18 protein-coding genes and 2 pseudogenes are annotated in these 20,213 nt (G+C 66.0%); 7 read left to right on the top strand and 13 right to left on the bottom strand.

What is annotated here, in order from left to right:
- The first annotated feature begins 36 nt into the window (after positions 1 to 36).
- The 3 genes from OG758_RS11770 to OG758_RS11760 all read left to right on the top strand — a co-directional run bounded on the left by OG758_RS11770 (position 37) and on the right by OG758_RS11760 (position 4,178).
- Positions 37 to 2,118: an alkaline phosphatase family protein gene (locus OG758_RS11770; protein WP_326709946.1), complete on the top strand. Its 2,082-nt coding sequence runs from the start codon at positions 37 to 39 to the stop codon at positions 2,116 to 2,118.
- 390 nt (positions 2,119 to 2,508) lie between these two features.
- Positions 2,509 to 3,168 carry a class I SAM-dependent methyltransferase gene (locus OG758_RS11765; protein WP_326709945.1) on the top strand — a complete coding sequence of 220 codons (660 nt, stop codon included), beginning with the start codon at positions 2,509 to 2,511 and terminating at the stop codon, positions 3,166 to 3,168.
- Positions 3,165 to 4,178 (top strand): HNH endonuclease, encoded by a 1,014-nt coding sequence (locus OG758_RS11760; protein WP_326709944.1) that lies wholly within the window; start codon positions 3,165 to 3,167, stop codon positions 4,176 to 4,178. The genes OG758_RS11765 and OG758_RS11760 overlap by 4 nt, the downstream gene beginning before the upstream one ends.
- Positions 4,179 to 4,509: 331 nt before the next feature.
- Here the strand turns inward: OG758_RS11760 and OG758_RS11755 are convergent, their stop codons facing one another.
- Positions 4,510 to 4,707 carry a hypothetical protein gene (locus OG758_RS11755; RefSeq protein WP_326709943.1) on the bottom strand — a complete coding sequence of 66 codons (198 nt, stop codon included), beginning with the start codon at positions 4,705 to 4,707 and terminating at the stop codon, positions 4,510 to 4,512.
- 212 nt (positions 4,708 to 4,919) lie between these two features.
- A complete protein-coding gene (locus tag OG758_RS11750) occupies positions 4,920 to 5,150 on the bottom strand; it encodes an e9imm peptide (RefSeq protein ID WP_326709942.1) in 231 nt (76 codons plus the stop codon).
- Between the two features lie 328 nt (positions 5,151 to 5,478).
- Here OG758_RS11750 and OG758_RS11745 point away from each other — a divergent pair, with 328 nt between their 5' ends.
- Both OG758_RS11745 and OG758_RS11740 read left to right on the top strand, forming a co-directional pair.
- The gene (locus OG758_RS11745) at positions 5,479 to 5,889 is read left to right on the top strand and encodes a hypothetical protein (RefSeq protein WP_326709941.1); all 411 of its coding nucleotides are present in this window, start codon (positions 5,479 to 5,481) and stop codon (positions 5,887 to 5,889) included.
- Complete coding sequence (locus OG758_RS11740) at positions 5,886 to 8,030, top strand: tetratricopeptide repeat protein (RefSeq protein ID WP_326709940.1); 2,145 nt, start codon at positions 5,886 to 5,888, stop codon at positions 8,028 to 8,030. The genes OG758_RS11745 and OG758_RS11740 overlap by 4 nt, the downstream gene beginning before the upstream one ends.
- 379 nt (positions 8,031 to 8,409) lie before the next feature.
- Here the strand turns inward: OG758_RS11740 and OG758_RS11735 are convergent, their stop codons facing one another.
- The 4 genes and pseudogenes from OG758_RS11735 to OG758_RS11730 all read right to left on the bottom strand — a co-directional run bounded on the left by OG758_RS11735 (position 8,410) and on the right by OG758_RS11730 (position 11,069).
- Positions 8,410 to 9,519, bottom strand: a complete 1,110-nt coding sequence (locus OG758_RS11735; protein ID WP_326709939.1) for a PP2C family protein-serine/threonine phosphatase — start codon at positions 9,517 to 9,519, stop codon at positions 8,410 to 8,412.
- A gap of 81 nt (positions 9,520 to 9,600) precedes the next feature.
- The gene (locus OG758_RS49005) at positions 9,601 to 9,870 is read right to left on the bottom strand and encodes a winged helix-turn-helix transcriptional regulator (protein WP_442810422.1); all 270 of its coding nucleotides are present in this window, start codon (positions 9,868 to 9,870) and stop codon (positions 9,601 to 9,603) included.
- A gap of 82 nt (positions 9,871 to 9,952) precedes the next feature.
- A pseudogene (locus tag OG758_RS49000) lies at positions 9,953 to 10,033 on the bottom strand (glutamine synthetase); the annotation flags it as partial.
- 169 nt (positions 10,034 to 10,202) lie between these two features.
- Positions 10,203 to 11,069, bottom strand: a complete 867-nt coding sequence (locus OG758_RS11730) for a hypothetical protein (RefSeq protein WP_326709938.1) — start codon at positions 11,067 to 11,069, stop codon at positions 10,203 to 10,205.
- Between the two features lie 389 nt (positions 11,070 to 11,458).
- Between OG758_RS11730 and OG758_RS11725 the strand changes: the two genes are divergently transcribed.
- Positions 11,459 to 12,331 carry an RNA polymerase sigma factor SigF gene (locus tag OG758_RS11725; RefSeq protein WP_442810421.1) on the top strand — a complete coding sequence of 291 codons (873 nt, stop codon included), beginning with the start codon at positions 11,459 to 11,461 and terminating at the stop codon, positions 12,329 to 12,331.
- 133 nt (positions 12,332 to 12,464) lie between these two features.
- On the opposite strand, the gene OG758_RS11720 is transcribed toward OG758_RS11725, so the two are convergent.
- The 6 genes from OG758_RS11720 to OG758_RS11695 all read right to left on the bottom strand — a co-directional run bounded on the left by OG758_RS11720 (position 12,465) and on the right by OG758_RS11695 (position 18,551).
- On the bottom strand, positions 12,465 to 12,650 hold the full coding sequence (locus tag OG758_RS11720) for a hypothetical protein (RefSeq protein ID WP_326709937.1): 186 nt from the start codon (positions 12,648 to 12,650) through the stop codon (positions 12,465 to 12,467).
- A complete protein-coding gene (locus tag OG758_RS11715; protein WP_326709936.1) occupies positions 12,634 to 14,448 on the bottom strand; it encodes a glycoside hydrolase family 15 protein in 1,815 nt (604 codons plus the stop codon). The genes OG758_RS11720 and OG758_RS11715 overlap by 17 nt, the downstream gene beginning before the upstream one ends.
- Before the next feature lie 61 nt (positions 14,449 to 14,509).
- The gene (locus OG758_RS11710; RefSeq protein WP_326709935.1) at positions 14,510 to 15,070 is read right to left on the bottom strand and encodes a hypothetical protein; all 561 of its coding nucleotides are present in this window, start codon (positions 15,068 to 15,070) and stop codon (positions 14,510 to 14,512) included.
- Positions 15,067 to 16,356 (bottom strand): molybdopterin-dependent oxidoreductase, encoded by a 1,290-nt coding sequence (locus tag OG758_RS11705; RefSeq protein ID WP_326715874.1) that lies wholly within the window; start codon positions 16,354 to 16,356, stop codon positions 15,067 to 15,069. The genes OG758_RS11710 and OG758_RS11705 overlap by 4 nt, the downstream gene beginning before the upstream one ends.
- Before the next feature lie 637 nt (positions 16,357 to 16,993).
- On the bottom strand, positions 16,994 to 17,890 hold the full coding sequence (locus OG758_RS11700) for an alpha/beta fold hydrolase (RefSeq protein ID WP_326709934.1): 897 nt from the start codon (positions 17,888 to 17,890) through the stop codon (positions 16,994 to 16,996).
- A 274-nt stretch (positions 17,891 to 18,164) separates the two neighbouring features.
- A complete protein-coding gene (locus OG758_RS11695) occupies positions 18,165 to 18,551 on the bottom strand; it encodes a VOC family protein (protein ID WP_326709933.1) in 387 nt (128 codons plus the stop codon).
- A 265-nt stretch (positions 18,552 to 18,816) separates the two neighbouring features.
- Between OG758_RS11695 and OG758_RS11690 the strand changes: the two are divergent.
- Positions 18,817 to 19,001 (top strand): annotated as a pseudogene (locus OG758_RS11690) (DJ-1/PfpI family protein); the annotation flags it as partial.
- A gap of 38 nt (positions 19,002 to 19,039) precedes the next feature.
- On the opposite strand, the gene OG758_RS11685 reads toward OG758_RS11690, so the two are convergent.
- Positions 19,040 to 19,913, bottom strand: a protein-coding gene (locus OG758_RS11685) for an IS5 family transposase (protein ID WP_326709857.1) whose coding sequence is annotated in 2 segments (ribosomal slippage) — positions 19,040 to 19,526 and positions 19,525 to 19,913 — 876 coding nt in all. Because the reading frame shifts where the segments join, the coding sequence is not laid out codon by codon here.
- Between the last annotated feature and the right edge of the window lie 300 nt (positions 19,914 to 20,213).

The raw sequence follows: 20,213 nt of genomic DNA, 5'->3' as shown, positions 1-20,213 counted from the left end.
CCCCCTCGACTGTCCAGGCCCCTGTGAGGAGCTTCCATGGCCCCCGATCCGAACATCCCGACATCCGAGTCCGAACTCAGCGACAGACCCGGGACGACGACCGGCACCACTCGCCGTAAGTTCCTCCAGAGCACAGGGGTCACCGCCGGGGCGCTGGCGCTCGGCGCGACCGCCGGGGCGGGCGGCGCGTACGCCGCTCCGAACCCCAGGTACGTCTTGCCAAAGGGCTTCGAGGGCAACATGTCCGACCTGAAGCATGTCGTGATCCTGATGCAGGAGAACAGGTCCCTCGACCACTACTTCGGTACGTTCCCGGGCATACGCGGCTTCAACGACAAGCAGGCGCTGCGGTTCCAAGACGGCACTACCGTCTTCCAGCAGAAGGACGGCAGCGGCAACATCGTCACCCCGCAGGTCGACGACGGAGCGTGGGGCAACGACCACGGAGCCTGGGGCGACGTCGACCATCGCAAGTGGGACCTGTGGCTGCAGCACAACGGCGCCAGCTGTATGAACTACCACAGCGACACCTACATGGGCTTCTACCACTCGGTCGCCGCGCAGTACACCATCGCCGACCAGAACTTCTGTTCCGAGTTCGGGCCGACTGACCCCAACCGCAAGTACCTGTGGAGCGGTACCGCCAACAGCGAGACGGGCAATACCGATGAGTCCAACTACTCCCGTTCCTGGACCACGGTGGCCGAGCAGCTCCAGCAGGTCGGCATCGACTGGCGGCTCTACTCTGACAACAGTGGCAACGGGCGACAGGGTTACATCAGTACCTGGGTCGGCGACTACGGCGACAACGAGCTGAAGTACTTCAAGGGATTTGACCCGGAAGGGCTGAGCGCCGACGACCCCAAGCTGCGGCCCGGCACCGGCTTGATCTGGCGCGGCAACGCCACGTACTACTCCGGCATGACCGCGCCGAACGACGACTCCGACGCGAACCTCGACTCGGTACTCAAAAATTTCCATGACGCCTGCCAGCCGGGCGCGGAACACCCGCTGCCGGCAGTCTCCTGGATCGTGGCGCCCTACGGCTGGTCCGAGCACCCGGACGCAGACACCCTGCACGGCGAGCGCTACGTCAAGAAGACGCTCGACATCCTGCAGAGCAACCCCGACATCTGGAACCACACCCTCTTCATCCTCAACTACGACGAGAACGACGGGAAGTTCGACCACGTGCTGCCGCCGTGGCCCGAGCCGGGCACGTCGCGCGAGTACGTCGGCGACTACCCGCTCGGCTTCGGCCCGCGAGTGCCGATGCTGCTGGTCTCGCCGTGGACCCGCGGCGGGTACGTCGCCTCGGAAGTCTTCGACCACACCTCGACGATCAAGTTCCTCGAGACCTGGGCGACCCACCTCGGCAAGCCCTTCCGTTGCCCCAACATCAGCGACTGGCGGCGCTCGATCGCGGGCGACCTGACCAGCGCGCTCGACTTCGCCCACCCGCAACCGGGGCCAGCCACCTTCGTGGACCCACTGGCCGACCAGTCGGTGTCGATTTCCCCCGACCACATGAAGCCGCGCCCGCTGAGCTTCCATCCGCACGCGACGATCTCGGAGGACCGCGCGACGGGGACGGTCACCGCCAGGATGACCCTGACCGGCGGCCCGAAGGACAAGGCCCTGAGCTTCCAGGTCTTCCCCGACAAGTACCAGCCGTTCTCCAGCACGCCCTTCACCGTCACCGCGCGCAACACGCGCAAGTACACCTGGGACGCCAAGGCCACCGACGGCAAGTACGCGTTCTCGATCTACTCCAACGACGGGTTTGTGCGCTCCTTCGCCGGCCAGGTCGCTCCCGCCGGAACGAGGGACGGTGGCCTCCCGCGCGTGGAAGTCGACCTGCTAAAGGCCAAGGGCACCAAGCACGAAGCTCAGGCGAAGCTCACGCTGCACAACGACGGCACCAAGCCGGTGCACTACACGCTCACCGCCAATGACTACCTCGGCCGTACCCAGAAGGTCACGGTGGCCCACGGCGCGACGAAGGTCGTCATGTGGCCGACCCAGGAGGGCTACTACGACGTGGTCGTCACCGTCGACAGCGACACGACCTGGACGCAGCGCTACGCCGGCCGGATCGCCACCACCACAAAGGACTGACCGGCAGGGACCTCCGCGGCGACGGTGCACAAATGCGACCAGCAGGGCCTCCTGGTGCTCGGTGTGGCTTCAACACCGTCCGAGCACAGCCCGGTCTCGATCAGGTAGGGAAAGCTCCGCGCCCTCCGGTTCGCCCCGCCGTGAGGCGCAGATCAGATCAGAAGTTGCCTCGGCTCCTACGCCCGTTCAAAGGTCGGCTTCGCCGACGGGCTGCAACCCCCGGGGTGTTGCAGCCCGTCTTTGGTCGGACAGCCCCGGACAGCGGAACTTTGAGCTGTTCGGGCGGTTTTTGCAGGTGAGAGCCCTGACCGGACAGCCGTGACAGGGCGAACACAGCGGGGATTTGCGGGCGCGCCGACCACTGTCAGATGGCTGCCGTAGCTTGTGGCCATGGTCGAAACAGGCGAGCACTCCGACTCCCGGCCCGATGTGCCGCCCGTGGGACGCCAGCCCGTGGCGGGCGTCCAGGCGTACTACGCGGAGAATGCCGGGCTTCTGTCACAGCGATATGAGAGCGTCTCCTTCGAGGAGGTGCACGGCAAGGTTTTGGATCTGCTGCCGCCGTCTCCGGCGGTGGCGCTGGATGTTGGGGCCGGCACTGGGCGGGACGCTGCGGCGCTGGCGCGGCGCGGCTATCAGGTAGTGGCGGTCGAGCCGACGCGTGAGATGCGGGACGTCGCACGGCGCCTGTACCCGGGCGAGGACGTTTCATGGGTAGAAGACTTCCTACCCGAACTCCCCTGTCTGGAGGGGGCCTTTGATCTGGCCCTCTTGTCGGCAGTGTGGATGCATCTGCTGCCGGCCGAACGGGGGCGAGCGATGGAGCGGATGGCCTCACTGTTGGCTCCCGCGGGACTGCTGGTGATTTCGCTACGACGTGGAGACCCGCCGACGGACCGTGTGATGTTCGATGTGTCCGCCGAGGACGTCGTGCGCGACGGGGAGCGAGCGGGGCTGCGGCTGGTGCGGCTTGTGGAGGAGGGCGTAGACAGGCTCGGCCGTGCCGAGGTGTGGTGGCAGACCGTCGCCCTGCGCAAGGGGGAAGAGTGAGCGGCCGGGACTTCTATGCCCAAGACGCCTCGGCGCGTGCATCATGGCGGCTGGCCGTGCTGATGGGGGCCAACTCACGCACCTACAAGTTCGCCCTTGGCCAAGCTTTGCTGGAGTTCGGTGGGCAGGGACAGGAGTCTGTCCCACTTGCCGAGTTTGCCGCCGCCTACAGCCTTGCCCTGGTGCGCCACTGCGCTCAGAACCCGCAGGCGCCGCAGGCTGAGAGCTTGGGCGAGAACGACTTCCTCACCATCGCCGCTCAGGAAGGCGCCGGGACCCTGGAGACCGGCCGGCCCACTGAGCGGCTGCTGGCGGCGGCAGCGCGCTCAATGCCGACGATGGTGATGCAGAAATTCCACAACCTGCGCGGCGACACCAAGGTGCCCCACACCTTCTATCAGCTGGCCGGGACGGGGCGACACCGTGTGGTGCGGCTGACCCCCGACCTGCTCCAGTTGGCCCGCTCGGAACAAGCCGTGGCTCTGACTGCCGAGTTGGGAGCCCGCTGGAACATCGTCGAGACGTCCTTCGCCGCGGGCATCGGCCGCAGCCTGATAGAGGAGGGCGTCCTCATCGACTGGGACACGCTTCAACTCACGGACAGACGCCGGCGCCGCTCGGTAACCGGCATTGTCGAGGCCACGACCGGCTTCCAGCATGGACGCTGCCTGATCTGCGAAGACGTCCTGGGCATGAGCGATGACATCGCCGTCGACCACGTGTTCCCGTTCTCCCTGATGCGTCGCTTCGAGAGCGTCGGCTCCTGGCACGGACCGGATCTGGACGCCCTGTGGAACCTCGCCCCAGCACACGCCACCTGCAACGGAACGAAAAGTGATCGACTGCCCAGCCCACTCGAACTCGCCCGGCTGGCCGCCCGAAACGAGGCCATCATGCAGTCCCCCCACCCTCTCCGCCGCACCCTGCAACTCAGCCTCAGCAACGCCCTGCCCGATCGGCGAGCGCCCTCGTGGTCAGACTTCCTGCAGGCAGTACAGATGACCGTATGAAGCGATACCCAGGCCGGGTACGGCGTAGAACGTTCAGCCATCCCACGGCTACGGAGGCCCATTGGGCCTGTGGTGTCGCTGCTGGTCACGGTGCCGCTTCTGCGTATCTGACGGCTGCCTGTCCGCAGATAGTCCACGGGCGCTGGTGCCTACGTGCATGTCGGGGCGGGGTTGCTGCGGTTGGCATGTCCCCGCGCAGGTCGTATGACAGCACGTGCCACTGACACGGCGTAAGAATGCGATCGCTGAGGGCGACGGAGTTTCGGCCAGCGAGAGCCGCTCATCCATCCGTCTGAATGGATGCCACCTGCGCGTTCGACGCCAGGGCCGGTCAACTTTCAGCCGATTCAGAGTGCGTGAGCAGCACTACGAAACTCATGGCAGGAGGCAGATCTCCGACCACCACATGGGCTTCGATCATCCTCGCGCGTGCCGATCGCCCTGGCTGCTGCTCCGGGTCCCGCTTGAGGGTGCCATCCATGACGTCGGTGCCGGTCTGGATCTGCTGCCGATGGACATTCTCGGTCACGGCAGTCGCGCAGTGGCCGACGAGACGGGAGATATATTCCAGGGGTAGGCCACTCTCGGAGAGCGACGAACGTTGGTCGCCTCCAGCTGCTTGTCGACGGCCCAAGAGAAGACCAGTTCGTTTCCCCGTAATCTTCACCGGCGGCGAGGCGCCCCAACCCTGACCTGGGGCGTCGCGGCACTGGGATCTGGCGTCGTAGCTGAGTACCGGCGTCACAAAGCAATCGGCCGGTAGGCCAAGGCATGGTCGACCACTTCCTCGGCAGACAGCTCCCGTTGCGGCGGCCAGAAGACCAGGCCGCTGACGTGGCCGGACGGGCAGGCCAGAGCTCTGTCGAGCCTGTCCAGCCAGTCGTTCACCTCTTCTTCGGAGGCATAGTCCGCCTCCATGATCCGCTGCACGAGCGCGACCGCTTCCGCCCGACTCAACTCCACCGCACCCATTAGGCTCCTCCCACCGGCGTCACCTTAGCGAGCGGCTTGATCGCCCGGACAAGTCCTAGTCGAACGGAACAGCCCTTAACTCCTGCAGGGACCGAGTGAAGCCAGGCCGTTTCATCGAACTGCGGAGGGCGCACTGGCCGGCCGCCGGCTTTGAACCGGTGGCCTCATCCTTATCAGGTCAATCCAGTATGTTCGTCGACCCGGGCCCGCCAGCTTGCTGCCTCGGCTTCGAGGCCGGTGGCAGCTCCCCTGGACAAGATCGTGCAGCCGCCAGTCCTCCTGGCTACTCTGGGAGCACGGGTAACTACCGTCCAGAGGGGGCAAGTTCGTGGATCCGGAGATAGTCGCGCTGGCGGGTACAGCAGGCACAACCCTGGTCACTCTATTGACGACCGAAGCGTGGCAACGAGCCCGAGACGGCATTGCCTCGTTGTGGCGCCGTGCTGAGCCAGATCGGGCCGAGGGGATATCCGCCGAGCTCGACGTGACCCGGACAGACCTGCTAGCTGCTCAGGTCGGCGGCGACCTCGAATCCCGGGACGAACTGGGTACAGAGTGGCAAGGCCGCATCCGGCGGCTACTCGTGACACACCCCGAAGAAGCTGAAGCGCTTCGCACGCTCATCAACGAGCTACAGCCGCTCGCGCCAGCCGTTACGTCTGTCTCGCAGCACGCCACCGCCTCCGGGCACGCCCGCGTGTACCAGGCGGGCCGCGACCAGAACTTCAACCAACGATGAGTGGCGGCAACGACGCGCAGGCCGACGGGCAAGGGCGCGTTTACCAAGCTTCAGGCGACCAGCACATCATCGAGCACCACCATCACAGCCCCGAGTGGTCGGGGCCGGACTCGGTTCGTCACCCAGCCGTCGGCCGCGCCCCCGTGGCGCTCCGCGACCGCGTCGGAGAGATGGACCGGCTGCGGGCCGCGGTCGAGCCTGGCATCGGCAACCGCGTCTACGTCCTCCATGGCTTGGGAGGCTGCGGCAAGACTGCCGTGGCCTACACCCTCTTCCAACACGCCACCAACAACGTCGGCCGCGTCGGACTCTGGGTCAATGCCTCTGACCCAGCTTCTCTACGCGCCGGCATGCTTGCTGTCGCCGCTGACCGTGGCGCAACCGACGCTGAACTTACCGGTGCACGCAGCGGCCTGCGCCCCGCCGCCGACCTTGTCTGGCAGTACCTCGACCGCTCTGAGCAGCCATGGTTGCTGGTCCTCGACAACGCCGACACCCCTGCCGTCCTCCGTGACGGAGGATGGCTGCGCACCAGCCCCTCCGGCACCGTCATCGTCACAACCCGCCAGGCAGCAGCCCATTGGTGGCCGGGCGCCGAACTCCTCCAATTCGGCGTCCTTCCACGCGAAGACGCCGCCCGCGTCCTCCAGGACATCGCACCGCACGCTGGAAGCATTGAAGAAGCGGCAGAGGTCGCCGACCGCCTGGGACGCCTTCCCCTGGCGCTCACCCTCGCTGGCGGATTCCTCGCCCACCAAGTCATTGACCCGTGGACCCTCGCCGACTACGGGCACGGACTCGACAACGGTGCTGGACTCCACCGCATCGAACTCATAGACCAGGGTGCTGAAACCCACAGCGATCCCCGGCGCCTATTGAGCCGCACCTGGCAACTCTCGCTGGACGCCCTCACCGCACAAGGACTCCCCGAAGCAACCCACCTGCTCCGCCTTCTCGCTTGCTTCGCGGGCGACCCGCTCCCCCTCAAGGTCCTCGCCCATGCCGAACTTGGCGCAGAGCTGAACCGTACCCGCGTCGAATCGGCCCTCCGAGGGCTGCTCGACCACTCTCTTGCCGAGCTCCTGCCAGCCCCCGCACGCTGCCTACGCGTCCACGGAATACTTCTTGACAGTGTTGCTCACGCAACCCCGCATAACCAGCGACAGCAACTCGCTTCGACAGCTGTCCATGTACTCAAAACCATGCTGCCAGAGGTACCCGAGCGTGGAGTGCAAGACCCTGCGATGATAATGCTCGCTCCTCATGTCATTGCATTCCTACGGCGAGTAGTGAACTGGGAGACTGGACTACCCGCGGTGGAGGGAGCAGCCGAGTGCGCCCTCCGGCTCGTCATTGCCGTTCACAGGTCAGGGGACTACGCCTCGGCTCTCGCATTGGCTAATGAAGCCATCGAAATTTCCGCTCCCCGCCTGCAGGCCGAGAACGTGTTCATTCTTAGACTCCGCCAACGTGTGGGCGGGGCCCTCTGCCGCCTCGGACGATTCGAGGAGTCCGAGACCAAATATCAAGAGATACTTGAGGAATGTGAGGGGACACTCGGATCCGATGCTCCCGACACGCTCGAAACATGTTTACAGCTGGCGATACCGCTCTACAATCTTGGACGGGCCCAGGAATCGATTCCATTGATCAGACGGGCAGCGCAAGGCCGGGAGGAGACTCTTGGCAAGTCGCATCCACTCACACTCATCGCACGGGCGTTACTCCTAGAGGTGGCTGGGAGCCCAGATATAGCTGGGCTCCCAGTGAGCGACGAGCTGCTTTCCACGGGGCCCGCACTGATTGCAGACTGCCGCAGCACACTCGGCGAGGATCATTCGTTAACGCTCGACGCTGAACTGAGCTACGCCTTTGCGCTTATCAGTGCCGGTAGACCGATTGAGGCACTCCCTCATTCTCGTAAGGCTCTCGCCGGGTACGAGCAGACCTTCCCCCCGGACTACCCGGTGCTGCTCAGTGCACGACACAACCTCAGCCGCATCCTCAACGCCCTAGGCCAGCAGGCCGATGCGATCGAGCAAATAGAGATGGTTACAGAAGGGCGAATCCGAACCCTAGGCCCGACACACCCGTGGACCCTTACCGCCCAAAATCTTCTCAGTCAGTACAGAAACCCTTAAAGCCGGGACAGTTCCAACGCTGTAGCCTCTGAGCGCTTCCTCGCTTATGCACCGCTTCTTGCGCAGGAACTTGTGCACGTTGGGAGCGATCTCGCCTGACCGACGTCGGGGCGCCAATGACCAGCAATCGGGCGGCGGTTGGTGGCCGTTGTTGGTCGCCGTGGGTCGCCCTTCGACGGCTCACAGGCGGCCCGGCTCAGGAACCCGGCAGATTTGCAGTCCGCGCGGCTACCTGCCCACCACCAGCGAAAACGTCGTCGAACAACATCGCTGCCCCCAGGCCTGCCCCGGGCGCGGTGGCGCGTCGCCCCCTCGTGAGTTGAGCACTTCACTGTCGTCGACGAGGGACGGCCGAGCGGCCGAACGTGGCGGGCCAGGTTTACAGGCGCAGGATGACCAGGGCGGTGTCGTCGGTGGCGTCACCGGGTGGGAGCAGGTCCGTGAGCACGGCGTCGGCGAGAGCTTCGGGATCACCTGCCCGGTGTCGGGCCAGGGAGTCGGCGAGCCGGGCGAGGCCCGTGTCGATGTCTTCGCCGCGGCGTTCGATCAGACCGTCGGTGTAAAGCACGAGGACGGCGCCCTCGTGGAAGGAAGCGACAGCCTGGATCCGGGAGCCGTGTTGAGGACGAGCGGCCAGTGGCGGGTCGGTGGCCTGGTCCAGGAACTCGACGGTCCCGTCCCTCTGCAGGAGCACTGGTGGGGGGTGGCCGGCGCTGCTGTAGGTGATGGTGTGGTTCTCCCAGTCGATGAACGCCGTGGCCACGGTGGTGTTCTCGGCGCCGTCGATGGTGCGGGCGTACAGCCCGAGAACTTCCAGGGCGCGGGCGGGGCCTTCAGGATCGAGAGAGGCGGCGGTGAGGGCGCTGCGCAGTTGCCCCATGACGCAGGCCGCGGGCAGGCCGTGGCCGACGACGTCGCCGACGGCGACGGCGATGCGATCGCCAGGCAGGTCGACCAGGTCGTACCAGTCGCCGGCCACATTCAGCGCTTGGGCGGCGGGCCGGTAGCGAACGGCCGCCGAGTGCCGGCCGACCGTGCGAGGAGCGGGCAACATGGCTTCTTGCAAGGTCAGCGCGACGTCACGGGCGCGGATGAGTTCGGTGACGTCCTCCAGCCGATGCAGCAGCAGCGTCATCCGCCCATCGGGTCCGAATACGGGAATGTTGGTCACGTTGAAATACCGCTCGTGCCATACCCCGGGCTGGTCATGGTCCTCCATGTCGACGCGCTGCAGCGCTACGGTGCTGCGCTCACCGGTGTCCACCGCCCGGCGCAGTGACGCCAGAACTCTGAGCAGGAGAGGCTCGGCGGAGTCGTTTTCGGGCTGGTCCTCAGGCAGAAAGCGACCGACCACTTGCTCGCGGGGGAGGCCCCGGAGGCGCAAGAACTCCGCGTTGGCGTCCGCGAAGATCAGCTGCGGAGTCACCAGCGCCACCGCCCCGGGCAGAGCCTGGAACACCGCCGCGTAGTCGACCGCCGGTTCTGCCATGATTTTCCTGCTCACCACGCCGCTGTCTGTCTTTTCACGATACGAGCAGAGAGCCACAGCTCGCATCATGATGTTGCAGGCCTAAGGGAAGCTACACACGAACGATGATCGATTGCTCATGCCAGTTACGCACTGTGTGGCGCTCTTGTCGTACGCGTCCTGGTGGCGTCGGATCCCGGTGTGATGCTCGGAGCTCCAGGCAGCCAGGTACTCAATGGCGGACAGCAGGGAGGCGCCGAGGGAGTGAGTGGAGTACTCGACGCAGGGCGGCACCTCCGCATAGGCAGTGCGCTCGACAAGGCCGCTGCACTGAAGGCGCTTGAGGACGAGGGTGAGCATGCGCCGGGAGATGGCGGGAGGCGCGACAGGGGCCCACGATCATTGACCGTGGGCCCCTGTCGGTCGTTGGACGAAAAGCACCCCTGACCTGCGCTTACAGCACCGGCAGGTTCTTCCGCAGTTCGAACGCGGTGACCTCGGAGCGGTACTCCTCCCACTCCTGCTTCTTGTTGCGCGCAGGAATTGATGAGCGCCGCCGACCGCCTGCTGCGATCCAAGCTCGACCACTCCTGACCTGCGGGCACCGGGTCATTGATGGTCGTTGTCTGTCGTTGCGGGCCACCCGTTGACGGCCCGGGTTAGTACTCCAGTGAGCCGCTGGGGCTGCCGGACCACACGCTCAGTTAAGACACTGGTGGGGAGTGCACCCAGGTGCCAGCATCTGACCACACCCAGGAGTCGACCCCCTCCCCGCGCAGTCCGGTGACCCGCAAAGGCCGACCGTCATCATCCTTGGCGATTGTCTGGGACTGCGTCTTGCCCGAGTTCACGTTGTACTTCAAGGACACCGACCAGTCACACAGCTTTGGAGCGGTCAAGAAGGGTGTCAGGATCAAGAAGCCCGGGGACTGAGCACCGCCCAATGAGACCACCTTCTCGAACGGCGCTTCCTCCGGGCTGTCCGTCGGATCCTTCTGCTTGAAGACGAGCGCAGGCACTGACGAGTCATCTGCGGTGAGGTTGAAGTGCGCGTTATCCCACACCTCGGTCCCCCCAGTCCCGATCGAGATGCTGGTCTTCACTGGCGACGGCCGACAGTTAACCGCCCGTGCCGCTAGCTGCGTAACTACTACTGCCTTCTGCTTTTCGCTGGTCAGCTGCAACTTGTACGAATCAGCTTCCATGGCAACACGCCACCCACCGCGCTTCTTCACGAAGGCCCAGATGGCCTTCCGGTCGTCCCTCAGCCCCTTAAGCTCTGCCTGCTCCTCGGGAGCGAGTCGCCGGTCAAGTACCCAGCTCGTCCACGGTTCCTCGTCGCTGAGCCCTGGGTTCATCTTCCAGTCGAACGGCTTCTTTGCATCCTCGATCACATCCGCGTTGTGGTCGTCGCGCTTGGCGTCTCCCTGCGAGTGCCTGTTCTCCAGCCAGTGCGACACCTCGAAGCCGCCAACGATGCTGACCAAGGCCACCACGCAGGTGACGGCGATCGCTCTGAAGGCGCGCTTTCGGCCGCGAGCCGGATCCTGTCCCGATAGCTGCTCCAGCACTTCATCGCGCCACGTCGGCGGGGCTGGCGTAGGTGGGGCAGACGCTTCCGGAGCGTTCGTGGAACCGCTGCCGGAACCGGAAGCACCTGGGCTGGCATTGCTGCCCCCGCTGGGGGCCTGCCCATTTCCCGCAGCAGGGTCCGGGGCTGCCGGGTTCGTCATCGTTCCTGCTCCTCGCTGCCACGTCAGCCTGTCACGTGATGGGACACAGGAATGTACTTCATCACACCTCAACTCCCATACAACATATGGTCGATGGACTATGTTCGGAGGGTGGAGAATCCGGAGATCATCATCAAGCTCGCCCCGGATGAGGCGCTAGTCCTGTCGGACTGGCTGTAGCAGGTGCAGATGACGGACCTCAGCCGTCTCGTCGGCGATGCGGCAGTCTGGGCGCCCCTTCACCGCATTGCTGGAACGCTCGACAAGTCGCTGCCGGGGATCTTTGCGGCGGACTACGCCGAACGTCTGGAAGCGGCCCGCAGCAGGCTTTGTCCAGCCCTGAACGACAGCGCGACCAGCTTCAGCTCCTGGAAGAGGGCACCCGCGAGAATCAGTACGCCCGGAACACGCTCATTGAGATGAACCTGTCGCTCGTACGGTTCGCCGGGCGCCGGTTCATGAACCGTGGCGACGGTGACATAGAGGACATCGTCCAGGTCGGAACCATCGGTCTGATCAAGGCGATCGACCGGTTCGACCTGTCCCGAGAGGTCGAGTTCTCCACGTTCGCCATTCCGTACGTCGTCGGTGAGATCAAGCGGTACTTCCGCGACACGACCTGGGCGGTCCACGTGCCCCGGCGGCTCCAGGAGCTGCGGGTCGACCTCGCCAAGGCCAAGGAGGAGCTCGCAGTCGTCCTGGACCGTGACCCCACGGTCAAGGAGGTCGCCGAGCACATGGAACTGAGCGAGGACGAGGTCATTGAGGGCGTCGTCGCCGCGAACGGCTATACCGCCGGCTCCCTGGACATGGCCGCCGACGCCGGCGAGGCGGGACCGGCTCAGGTTCAGGGCCGTACGGTGGCCGACTTCATCGGTGAGCCCGACCCCGGCATGGAGACCGTCGAGGACCTGCACTGCCTGCATCCTCTTCTGGGCCGTCTTAACGACCGGGAGCGCCACATCATCGAGATGCGGTTCGGGCAGGAGATGACCCAGAGTCAGATCGGCGAGGTGCTCAGCGTCTCCCAGATGCAGGTCTCCCGCCTCCTGAGCCGCACACTCGCCAAACTGCGGACTGGCATGCTCGCCGACGGCTGATCCTCGTCATCCAGAGTGATCCGCTCGCGCGCCTCGCGCACTGTTCGCGGTTGCACCGTCAGCGCCGGGCCGGCCGCACTCGGCCAGTACGGACACCGGATGCGCCCCAGAACTGGCAGGCCCCATAAGGGCGTCAGCCGTCCGCGTCGGTGTTGAAGACCTCGCCCTCGCGCAGCATCCGGAAGCGCAGAGCGGACCACGTTTCGTCCACCGCGATCTGGGCGATCGGATGCATCTCGTCCTCGGCCAGGATCCACCAGAGCGAGTCCCGGTTGACGTCCGCCTTGACGCCAACGGTTGTGTCATGCCTGCTCGCCATGGTGGATGGCTCGTGCCGCGTTGATGAGGCCGATGTGACTGAACGCCTGTGGATAGTTTCCAAGCGCTTCCCCGGAGGTGGGAGTGACTTCTTCGGCGAGGAGGCCGACATCGTTGGCGCAGGCGAGTGCTGCTTCGAAGACTTCGCGTGCGCGCGACACTTCGCCGATCAGGGCCAGGGCGTGGGCGAGCCAGAAGGTGCACAGCAGGAACGCCCCCTCATCGGATGCGAAATCGTCCCGGAGATAGCGACGTACCTGTCCGCGTGTGTCCGACAACTGGTCCGCGACCGCCGACACGGTGGCGCGGATGCGGGGGTCGTCGCCAGGAAGGAATCCGACGAGGGGCAGCATGAGGGCTGAGGCGTCGAGCGCGCTGGATCCGAATGCTTGGGTGAAGGCGCCAAGGCGCGGGTTCCACCCTTCGGTTTCAATGGCTGTTCGAATGGTCTGGCGGGTGCGCCGCCAGGACGTGACGCGTTCGGTCGTCGCTCCGAGCGCGGGCGCGAGATCGATGGCCCGGTCGAGGGCGACCCAGCACATCAGTTTCGAGTAGAGAAAGTGGCGGCTGGGACCTCGCACTTCCCAAATGCCTTGGTCGGGCTCGTTCCAGCGTCGAGCAGCGGTCTCGGCGGCCTGGAGGAGGAATCTACGGGTGGGCTGGTCGAACCACTCGGTGCGGGGGTGGGTCTGGTGTGCGGCGTCGAGTAGTTCGCCGTAGACGTCGAGCTGGTGCTGGCGCCAGGCGTCGTTGCCGGTTCGGACCGGTGCGCTGCCCCGCCATCCCGAGAGGTGGGGAAGGGTGCGTTCGCTGAGGTCTCTTTCGCCGCCGATTCCGTACATCACCTGGAGGTCGACGCCGCGTTCGAGTTGGGTGGCTGCGGCCTGGGCGAGGAATCCGAAGTAGGCGGCCTTCTCCTTCTCGCAGGCGGAGGTGGACAGGGCTTGGAGGGTGAAGCTGGCGTCGCGGACCCAGGTGTAGCGGTAGTCCCAGTTGCGGTCGGCTCCGATGCTTTCCGGGAGGGAGGTGGTGGCGGCTGCGACGATGGCTCCGGTGGGGGTGAAGGTCAGTGCTTGCAGCACTCGCCCGCTGTGGGCAACCTGTTCCTTCCACCGGCCTTCATAGCCCTGATGGATCTGTGTCCACGATCTCCATCCTTTGATCGTGTCGTGCAGTCGTCGGTGGATGCGCCCGCTCCGCCAGGGTTCCGGTTCCGCCTCGCCCCAGGCGGGCAGGGACGACAGAGCGAATCCGATCCGTCGGCCCGCCCTGAGTACGGTCTCACCGTGCGCGGTCGAGCCGTCGATCCGCAGCGCGAGCGGGGCGGACAGTACAAGTCGCTGCGCGCCTCCGTACGCGCTGAGTCCGCCGCGTACAAAGGACATCACCGGGTGGACGAGGCCGAACTCCGGGCGTGGCGCGAAGTTGGTCTCCACCCTGACCGATCCGCTGGTGCACGTGATCTGGCGCAGCAGGATGCCGGGGGAGGACGCCGCCAGCGCGTGCCCGCGCTCGCGGTGCCCCATGGCCAGGGCGTCAAGGAGAACCATGGTGCCGGAGGCGGTACGGAAAGTGGTCTCCAGTACCAGGGTCTCGGGTACGTAGCGGCGGGTGACCTCACTCGGTCCGCTGGGGCGGATCGTCCAGTGTCCGGCCTCCTCGTCGAGTAGACGGCCGAAGACCGCCGGACTGTCGAAGCGCGGCAGGCACAGCCAGTCCACTGAACCTGCCGTGGACACCAGCGCGGCCGAACGGCAGTCCGACAGTAGTGCGTAGTCACCGATCGGGCGCGTGCTCACGTCAGTCCTGCCTGCCGAGCGTGAATCGGGGTCCGCTGCCTCAATGTTTCCAACCGCTGGTTCACGGGGCGGGCTCGTGACCGGGATCGTTCTTGCCCGGTCCCGGCCGTGTTGCGCCGGATCTGTCCACGCTCGGCTCGCGGGTGGGACGAGACCGTCCCATGCGGATCAGCAGGGTGAGCGCAGAGATTGCGAACAGGGCGGCGGTGATGAGCAACCAGCGACCGAGATACACGTCAGTGGAGAGCGTCGTGTACAAGGTGAAGCGGTGACTCACCCGCTCCAGGATCAGGGGAAAGTACGTCAGGAGCAGCACGCCGGACAGGAAGACCGGAACCCGGACGTAGTTGATCCAGCCCTTCGTCGGGCGGGAGGCTTCATTCGCTGTGGCAGGTTCCTGACGCTCGCCCAGCAGGGTCTGGGCGGAGCGGTCGGTCACGGTGTAGAGGGGCAGCAGCACCAGATCGTGCAACAGGGCCGCCGCGACGAACCAGATGACCACCTTCCACGGCTCGGCTCCGGCCAGGAGTCGGATCCCGGCGTAACCGGTCAGAGCAAACGAGCAGAGCACCAGAAGCAGATGCAGGGGAGAGGCCCCGTAACGACTGCGGAAGCGGCTCATACGTTCTCCCCGAAGGTCAGCCGGGTGACCCATTTGGTGTTGTGGACACCCGGGTTGGCCGGGACGATGATGCGCGCCGGGTAGCCGTGGTCCGGCGACAGATCTGCGCCGTTGACCCGCAGCGCAAGCAGCGAGCGGGGATCGCGGACCTGGTTGTCGCGCAACGTGGTCGAGCGGAAAGAGCCGCTGAGCTGGGCGGACTGCACGAAGACACCGGGCGGGCGGTGGCTGAACCCGACGAGCGCGGCCAGATCGGCCAGCCGGACCCCGCTCCACTCCTGGTCCTCGGTGGACCAGCCCTCCACACAAGCGATAGGCAGCGCCGCACCGTGCTGCGGCAGCGCCAGAACCTCTTCACGGGTGAGGACCCGCTCGCGGCCGCCGCCCCGAACGACAAGACGCCAGGCCGCACCCATGTCAACGGCACGGATGCCCACACCGGCCGCGGTCTTGTTGATCTGAAAACCGTTGGGGCCAGGTCCTGGATCCTGACCGCGCGGCGCGAGCAGCGCGGTGGGCCGGAGCCGGCCTCCGATGCTCTGCCCGGCGGTCACCGCAAGCAGCACCAGGGAGCCGGCCCCTACCATCCCCAGCGCGCCCCTGCGGGACATGGTCGGCGCGGCAGGGCGAGGAGTGACCAGACCCGTGGGATCCGAAAGCTCGGTCTCACCCGTCTTGGGGCGCCTCCGCAGCTCCTCGCGGAGACCGCCGCGGCGCAGCATCCGGACCATGAGCGGGATCCGGAAGGTGATATGAACGACGAATGCGCCGATGAAGATCCAGGCCCCGTAGAAGTGCAGGGGGTAGAAGGAGCCGGGGAAGATGTAGTCCAGCTGGATGTTGAGTACCCCGGTGGCGAATTCGAACAGTACGCCGCCCACGAGAAGCAGCAGCGAGAGCCGCTCCAGCGCGTGGCTGACCGATTTGACCGGGGGCCAGGAGAACAGTTTGGGGATCACCGACCACAGCTTCGCTAGGAGCACAGGGATCAGCACGATGCCGAGCGTGACGTGGACGCCCTGGGTGAGCCGGTACAGCCAGTACGGATGGGTGGGCCAGGAGAACAGATAGAACCCCAACCAGCCGCGGTCCGGCGTTTTGTCATTGGCGCCGAGGTCCGGGTTGTACGCGGCGTAGGAGAGCAGTCCCGTGACGAACAGCAGCGTGATGCCCACCAGCAGTGCCGCGCCGAGCACGGACGTCAGCCACGGCCCGCGCAATGGGCTGCGCCAGAACCCCGGCCGGGTCGGGCCGAACGGCGGCCCATCCCGCAACAGCCCCGCCAGACGCACCCTCGACGGAGCAGTTGATGCGGTGTCAGTCCGGGCACCGCTGTTCGGTGGTGGTGGGCCGGTTGAGGAAGGGCCGCTCCAGGTTCTCGGACCCTCTTCGCTGCCGCTGAGGGGCGCGGCGGGGTTCCCAGCCTGACCGGGGCGACCGACCGGTGCAGCTCCGGCCCGAGGAGGCGTCTTGTTGACGCCGGACGCATCGGGATCGTCCGCGCTTTCATGCCCGGCTTCCTCGGGGCTTGGGTCCTGGTCTTGCGAGTCGCCCATGGGATTCCCTGTGCTTCATCAGACGGAAGATGGCCGAATGGCATCGCACGGTAACCCTGAAGTTTGTATGAAGCGCGCATTTGAGGGCGGCCGTAATAATTTTCCCCAAACCAGCTCGCGCCAGTCGGGTCTACTTATTGGTGCGAGATCCGAAAAGCTAAAAGGACTCCGCCCGACTCCCGAAGTCACCGCGAATCGGCATCCGCAGAAACGGGCACTGCCAGCACGTTGTACGCCGCCCAGCCCTTGGTTTCAGACGCCTCTCCGGTCAGTTCAGACGAGGCGCTGCTCGAGACGGTCCGCAGTGCCGCCTCACCCTGCCGGCGCCTGACGCCCCTCAGCGGCGTCGCTGCGGTTGGACGTCTAATTAGCCGCCTGAGAAGAAGTCGAGGTAGGCCTGGGCCAGGGCGGCCGGGTTCTCAAGCGCGATGTTGTGACCGGACGCGGGGATGACGGCACCGCGGACGTCGCGGGCCACCTGCGCGAGCTGTTTGGATACTTCGTCCCCGAGATAGGCCTGCGCGCCGACGGCCAGGACCGGGCAGCTGATCGGATCGGCGTAATGCGGGCGGTTCTGTTCGGCGTCGGTCTGGCGGGCGCGGAACATCTCCAAGATGGCCCTGGTGCCGCCCGGCTGCTCGGCCGAGTGCACCATTTCGTCGATGTCCTCCTCGGTCAGCGCGCTCGGGTCCCACATATGGCGTCTGGCGTAGTACGTCCAGAACGGCCGTTCCCGCCCGGCCAGCAGCAGCTCGGGCAGGTTCGGCAGGCTGAAGAAGCTGAAGTGCCAGCCGGTTCGGGCATCGTCAGCGGCGAGCGAGGGATCGTGTTCGCCGCCTGGCATCCCTGGGCCGACTGGCAACCCCGGTAGGAGCGTCTCCTGGAACACCAGTTGCTGCACCCGGGGCCGGTGGAAGGCGGCGACGGCGTAGGCGATGGCCGCGCCCCAGTCCTCGCCCGCGACGCGGAACTGGTCAAAGCTCAGGTAGGTGGCCAGTTCGGCGACGTCAGCGGCCATCGCGGCGGTGTCGTAGCCGGTCAGGGGACGCTGGGAGCCGCCGCAGCCTCGGTTGTCGACCGCGATGACGGTGTAGTGCGGGGTCAGCAGCGGCACGACGTGGCGCCAGTACGACATTGACTTCGGCACACCGTGCAGCAAGAACACCGGCTCGCCGGTGCCGCCGATCGCGTAGTGGATCTCCACGCCATTGACTTTGGGCTTGCCGTGTTTGAGCCGGACTCCGGCGTGGTCAGTGAGGTTCATCTCGTCGAACTACCTCCTTCTCTTCGACCGTATAGCCGCCGACCGGGTGGTGGATCTTCGGAGCGGTATTTCTGCAGCCTCAACTTGTCCCTGTGGCCGTGGCGGCCGTTGGGCCAGCGTCCACGGCCAGCATGGAAGTTTCGCCCGGTACAGCAGCGAAGTACAGCAACCTCGCCGACCGCCAGCAGCCACCAGAGCCTGCTGCCGTCCCCCGGCCAGTCGCCTGGGCACACGGTCGCCGAGGGGGCTCCGGCTCCCGGCACGTTCTGGGGTATCAGTCCTCGCCGCTGCCGTACGGCCTGGTCAGAATCTCGAGGTTGTGTCCGTTGGGGTCGTCGAAGTACGCCCCGCGGCCGCCATCGTTGTGGTTGATCTCGCCGGGGTGGTGGTGGGACGGGTCCGCCCAGTAGGTCAGGCCCGCCTCGCCGATACGGGCGAAGATCGCGTCGAAGTCGTCCTCGGAGACAAGGAACGCATAGTGCTGTGGGCTGATCGCCTCGGCCGTGTCCATGTAGTCCAGCGTCACGCCGTTCGGCATCTGCACCGGGACGAACGGACCGTACTCCGGTGCCACGTCCAAACCCAGCAGATCCGCGAGGAACCGTGCGGACGCCATCGTGTCGTGCGCGGCGACGATCGTGTGGTTGAGTTCGACTGCCATCGGTCGGCCTCCTTCCCCCTGGCTGCCGGAACTGCTTTCCACGCTAGCAACCGTTCGGGCCGGCGCCATCGGTCTCTGGTCCGGTCCAGCTCCGACCTACGACCGAGAACTAGGAGGGCGAGGGCCCTTCCTGGAGCTGCACGGCAGTACGTGATCAACGCGTTTCAGGACTCGGAGTCAACGGCGAGGGCATAGAACGGTTCGGCATGGTCGTCCTGGCCGTCCCGCCCGCCGCTGATCTCGCCAAGGTGCAAAGGCTGCTCATGTGCGCGGACGCCGACTCGCCTCCTGGCCCAGTGTGCGCACTGACCTGCGCAACGCCGGGGCCGAGGTCGTCGACGGGAAGTCGTCATCGACGGACAATTCATCTCCGGCCGCTCGCCGGCGGACCTGCCAGCCTTCTGCCGGGCCATCGTCGACCAGTTCGCCAAGACCGGGTCGTCACGCTAGTGCTGTGCCGGGCCTAGGGCGTGTTTCAGATGTGCTGGTCACAGCCACTCGTTGATGGCCGCGATGGTCAGGGTCGCTTCGTAGCGAACGGCGAGTTTGTCGTATCTCGTCGCGACCGCGCGGTGGCGTTTCAACCGACCGATCCCGCACTCGACCGCGTGCCGCTCGCGGTAGTCGGCCTTGTCAAACTTCGGCGGCCGACCGCCGTGGATCCCGCGTTTGAGGCGGTTGGCGATCTGGTCACGTTTCTCCGGGATCGTGCAGCCGATCCCGCGTCGTCGCAGGTAGGCCCGGTTCGCCCGCGAGCCATACGCCTTATCGGCGCGGACCTTGTCCGGGCGGTTACGAGGCCGCCCGGGCCCGAGCCGGGGGACCCGGATCTGCTTCAACACCGCCTGGAACTGCGGGGAATCGCCCCGCTGCCCGGCCGTGATGATCAGCGACAGAGGTTTCTGCCCCTGCTCGACTGCGAGGTGGACCTTGGTGGTCAGGCCGCCGCGCGACCGGCCGAGCCCGTGGTCTTCGGGCTCGATTCCGACGCCGCCCGGGGGCTCCTTTTGCAGACCCCTTTTTCCGCGCGCCCGCAGCGTGCTGGTGGGCACGGGCGATCGTGGAGTCGACCGACACATCCCAGGCGATCAGCCCGTCGGCGTCCGCCCGGGCCTGGAGCTGCTCCAGGATGTGCTTCCAGGTTCCGTCGCGCTGCCAGCGCCGGAACAGCCCGTATACGGTCTGCCAAGACCCGTACCGTTCCGGAACATCGCGCCACGGCGTACCGGCCCGGGTCCGCCACCGTATGCCGTCGATCAACTGCCGTTTGGGATGCACCGGCGGCCGCCCCGGCTTCACGCCCACCGGCAACAACGGCTCCAGCCGAGCCCACTGTGCATCCGTCATGTCTCCACGTGCCACAGAACAAGATCATCTCACCTCAAGATCCACATCTGAAACACGCCCTAGCGGGCTGGCTGCCCGACGCCCCGTCCGGGGGGCTGCACCGCCGCTGGCTGGTCTGGTGCTCCGGGGGCCGCAGGGGCGGCACATTCTTGATCCAGATCACGCCGTCCACTGGCGAATCGACCAGCTACGCCAGACCCCGTCAATCAAGCCCGGTCCGTGGCAAGCTGGCAATGCTGACTTTCTGCGACCACAACCAGCGATGTGTCGGGCTGATACGCCGAGTTGCACGGCGCTACCACTGAGCTCTTTCAG

This window comes from Streptomyces sp. NBC_01474, from assembly GCF_035918215.1.
Lineage (GTDB): Bacteria > Actinomycetota > Actinomycetes > Streptomycetales > Streptomycetaceae > Streptomyces > Streptomyces aureus.
The sequence above is the reverse complement of the archived record's forward strand: the minus strand, read 5'-3'. Positions and strand labels throughout refer to the sequence as shown.

What these genes read in the sequence shown, in the direction of transcription:
- OG758_RS11710 (WP_326709935.1), bottom strand. Translation starts at nt 15,070, where the DNA reads ATGAGCCGCTTCCGCAGTCGTTACGGGGCCTCTCCCCTGCATCTGCTT.
- OG758_RS11770 (WP_326709946.1), top strand. Translation starts at nt 37, where the DNA reads ATGGCCCCCGATCCGAACATCCCGACATCCGAGTCCGAACTCAGCGAC.
- OG758_RS11700 (WP_326709934.1), bottom strand. Translation starts at nt 17,890, where the DNA reads ATGAACCTCACTGACCACGCCGGAGTCCGGCTCAAACACGGCAAGCCC.
- OG758_RS11740 (WP_326709940.1), top strand. Translation starts at nt 5,886, where the DNA reads ATGAGTGGCGGCAACGACGCGCAGGCCGACGGGCAAGGGCGCGTTTAC.
- OG758_RS11765 (WP_326709945.1), top strand. Translation starts at nt 2,509, where the DNA reads ATGGTCGAAACAGGCGAGCACTCCGACTCCCGGCCCGATGTGCCGCCC.
- OG758_RS11720 (WP_326709937.1), bottom strand. Translation starts at nt 12,650, where the DNA reads ATGGCGAGCAGGCATGACACAACCGTTGGCGTCAAGGCGGACGTCAAC.
- OG758_RS11695 (WP_326709933.1), bottom strand. Translation starts at nt 18,551, where the DNA reads ATGGCAGTCGAACTCAACCACACGATCGTCGCCGCGCACGACACGATG.
- OG758_RS11735 (WP_326709939.1), bottom strand. Translation starts at nt 9,519, where the DNA reads ATGGCAGAACCGGCGGTCGACTACGCGGCGGTGTTCCAGGCTCTGCCC.
- OG758_RS11750 (WP_326709942.1), bottom strand. Translation starts at nt 5,150, where the DNA reads ATGGGTGCGGTGGAGTTGAGTCGGGCGGAAGCGGTCGCGCTCGTGCAG.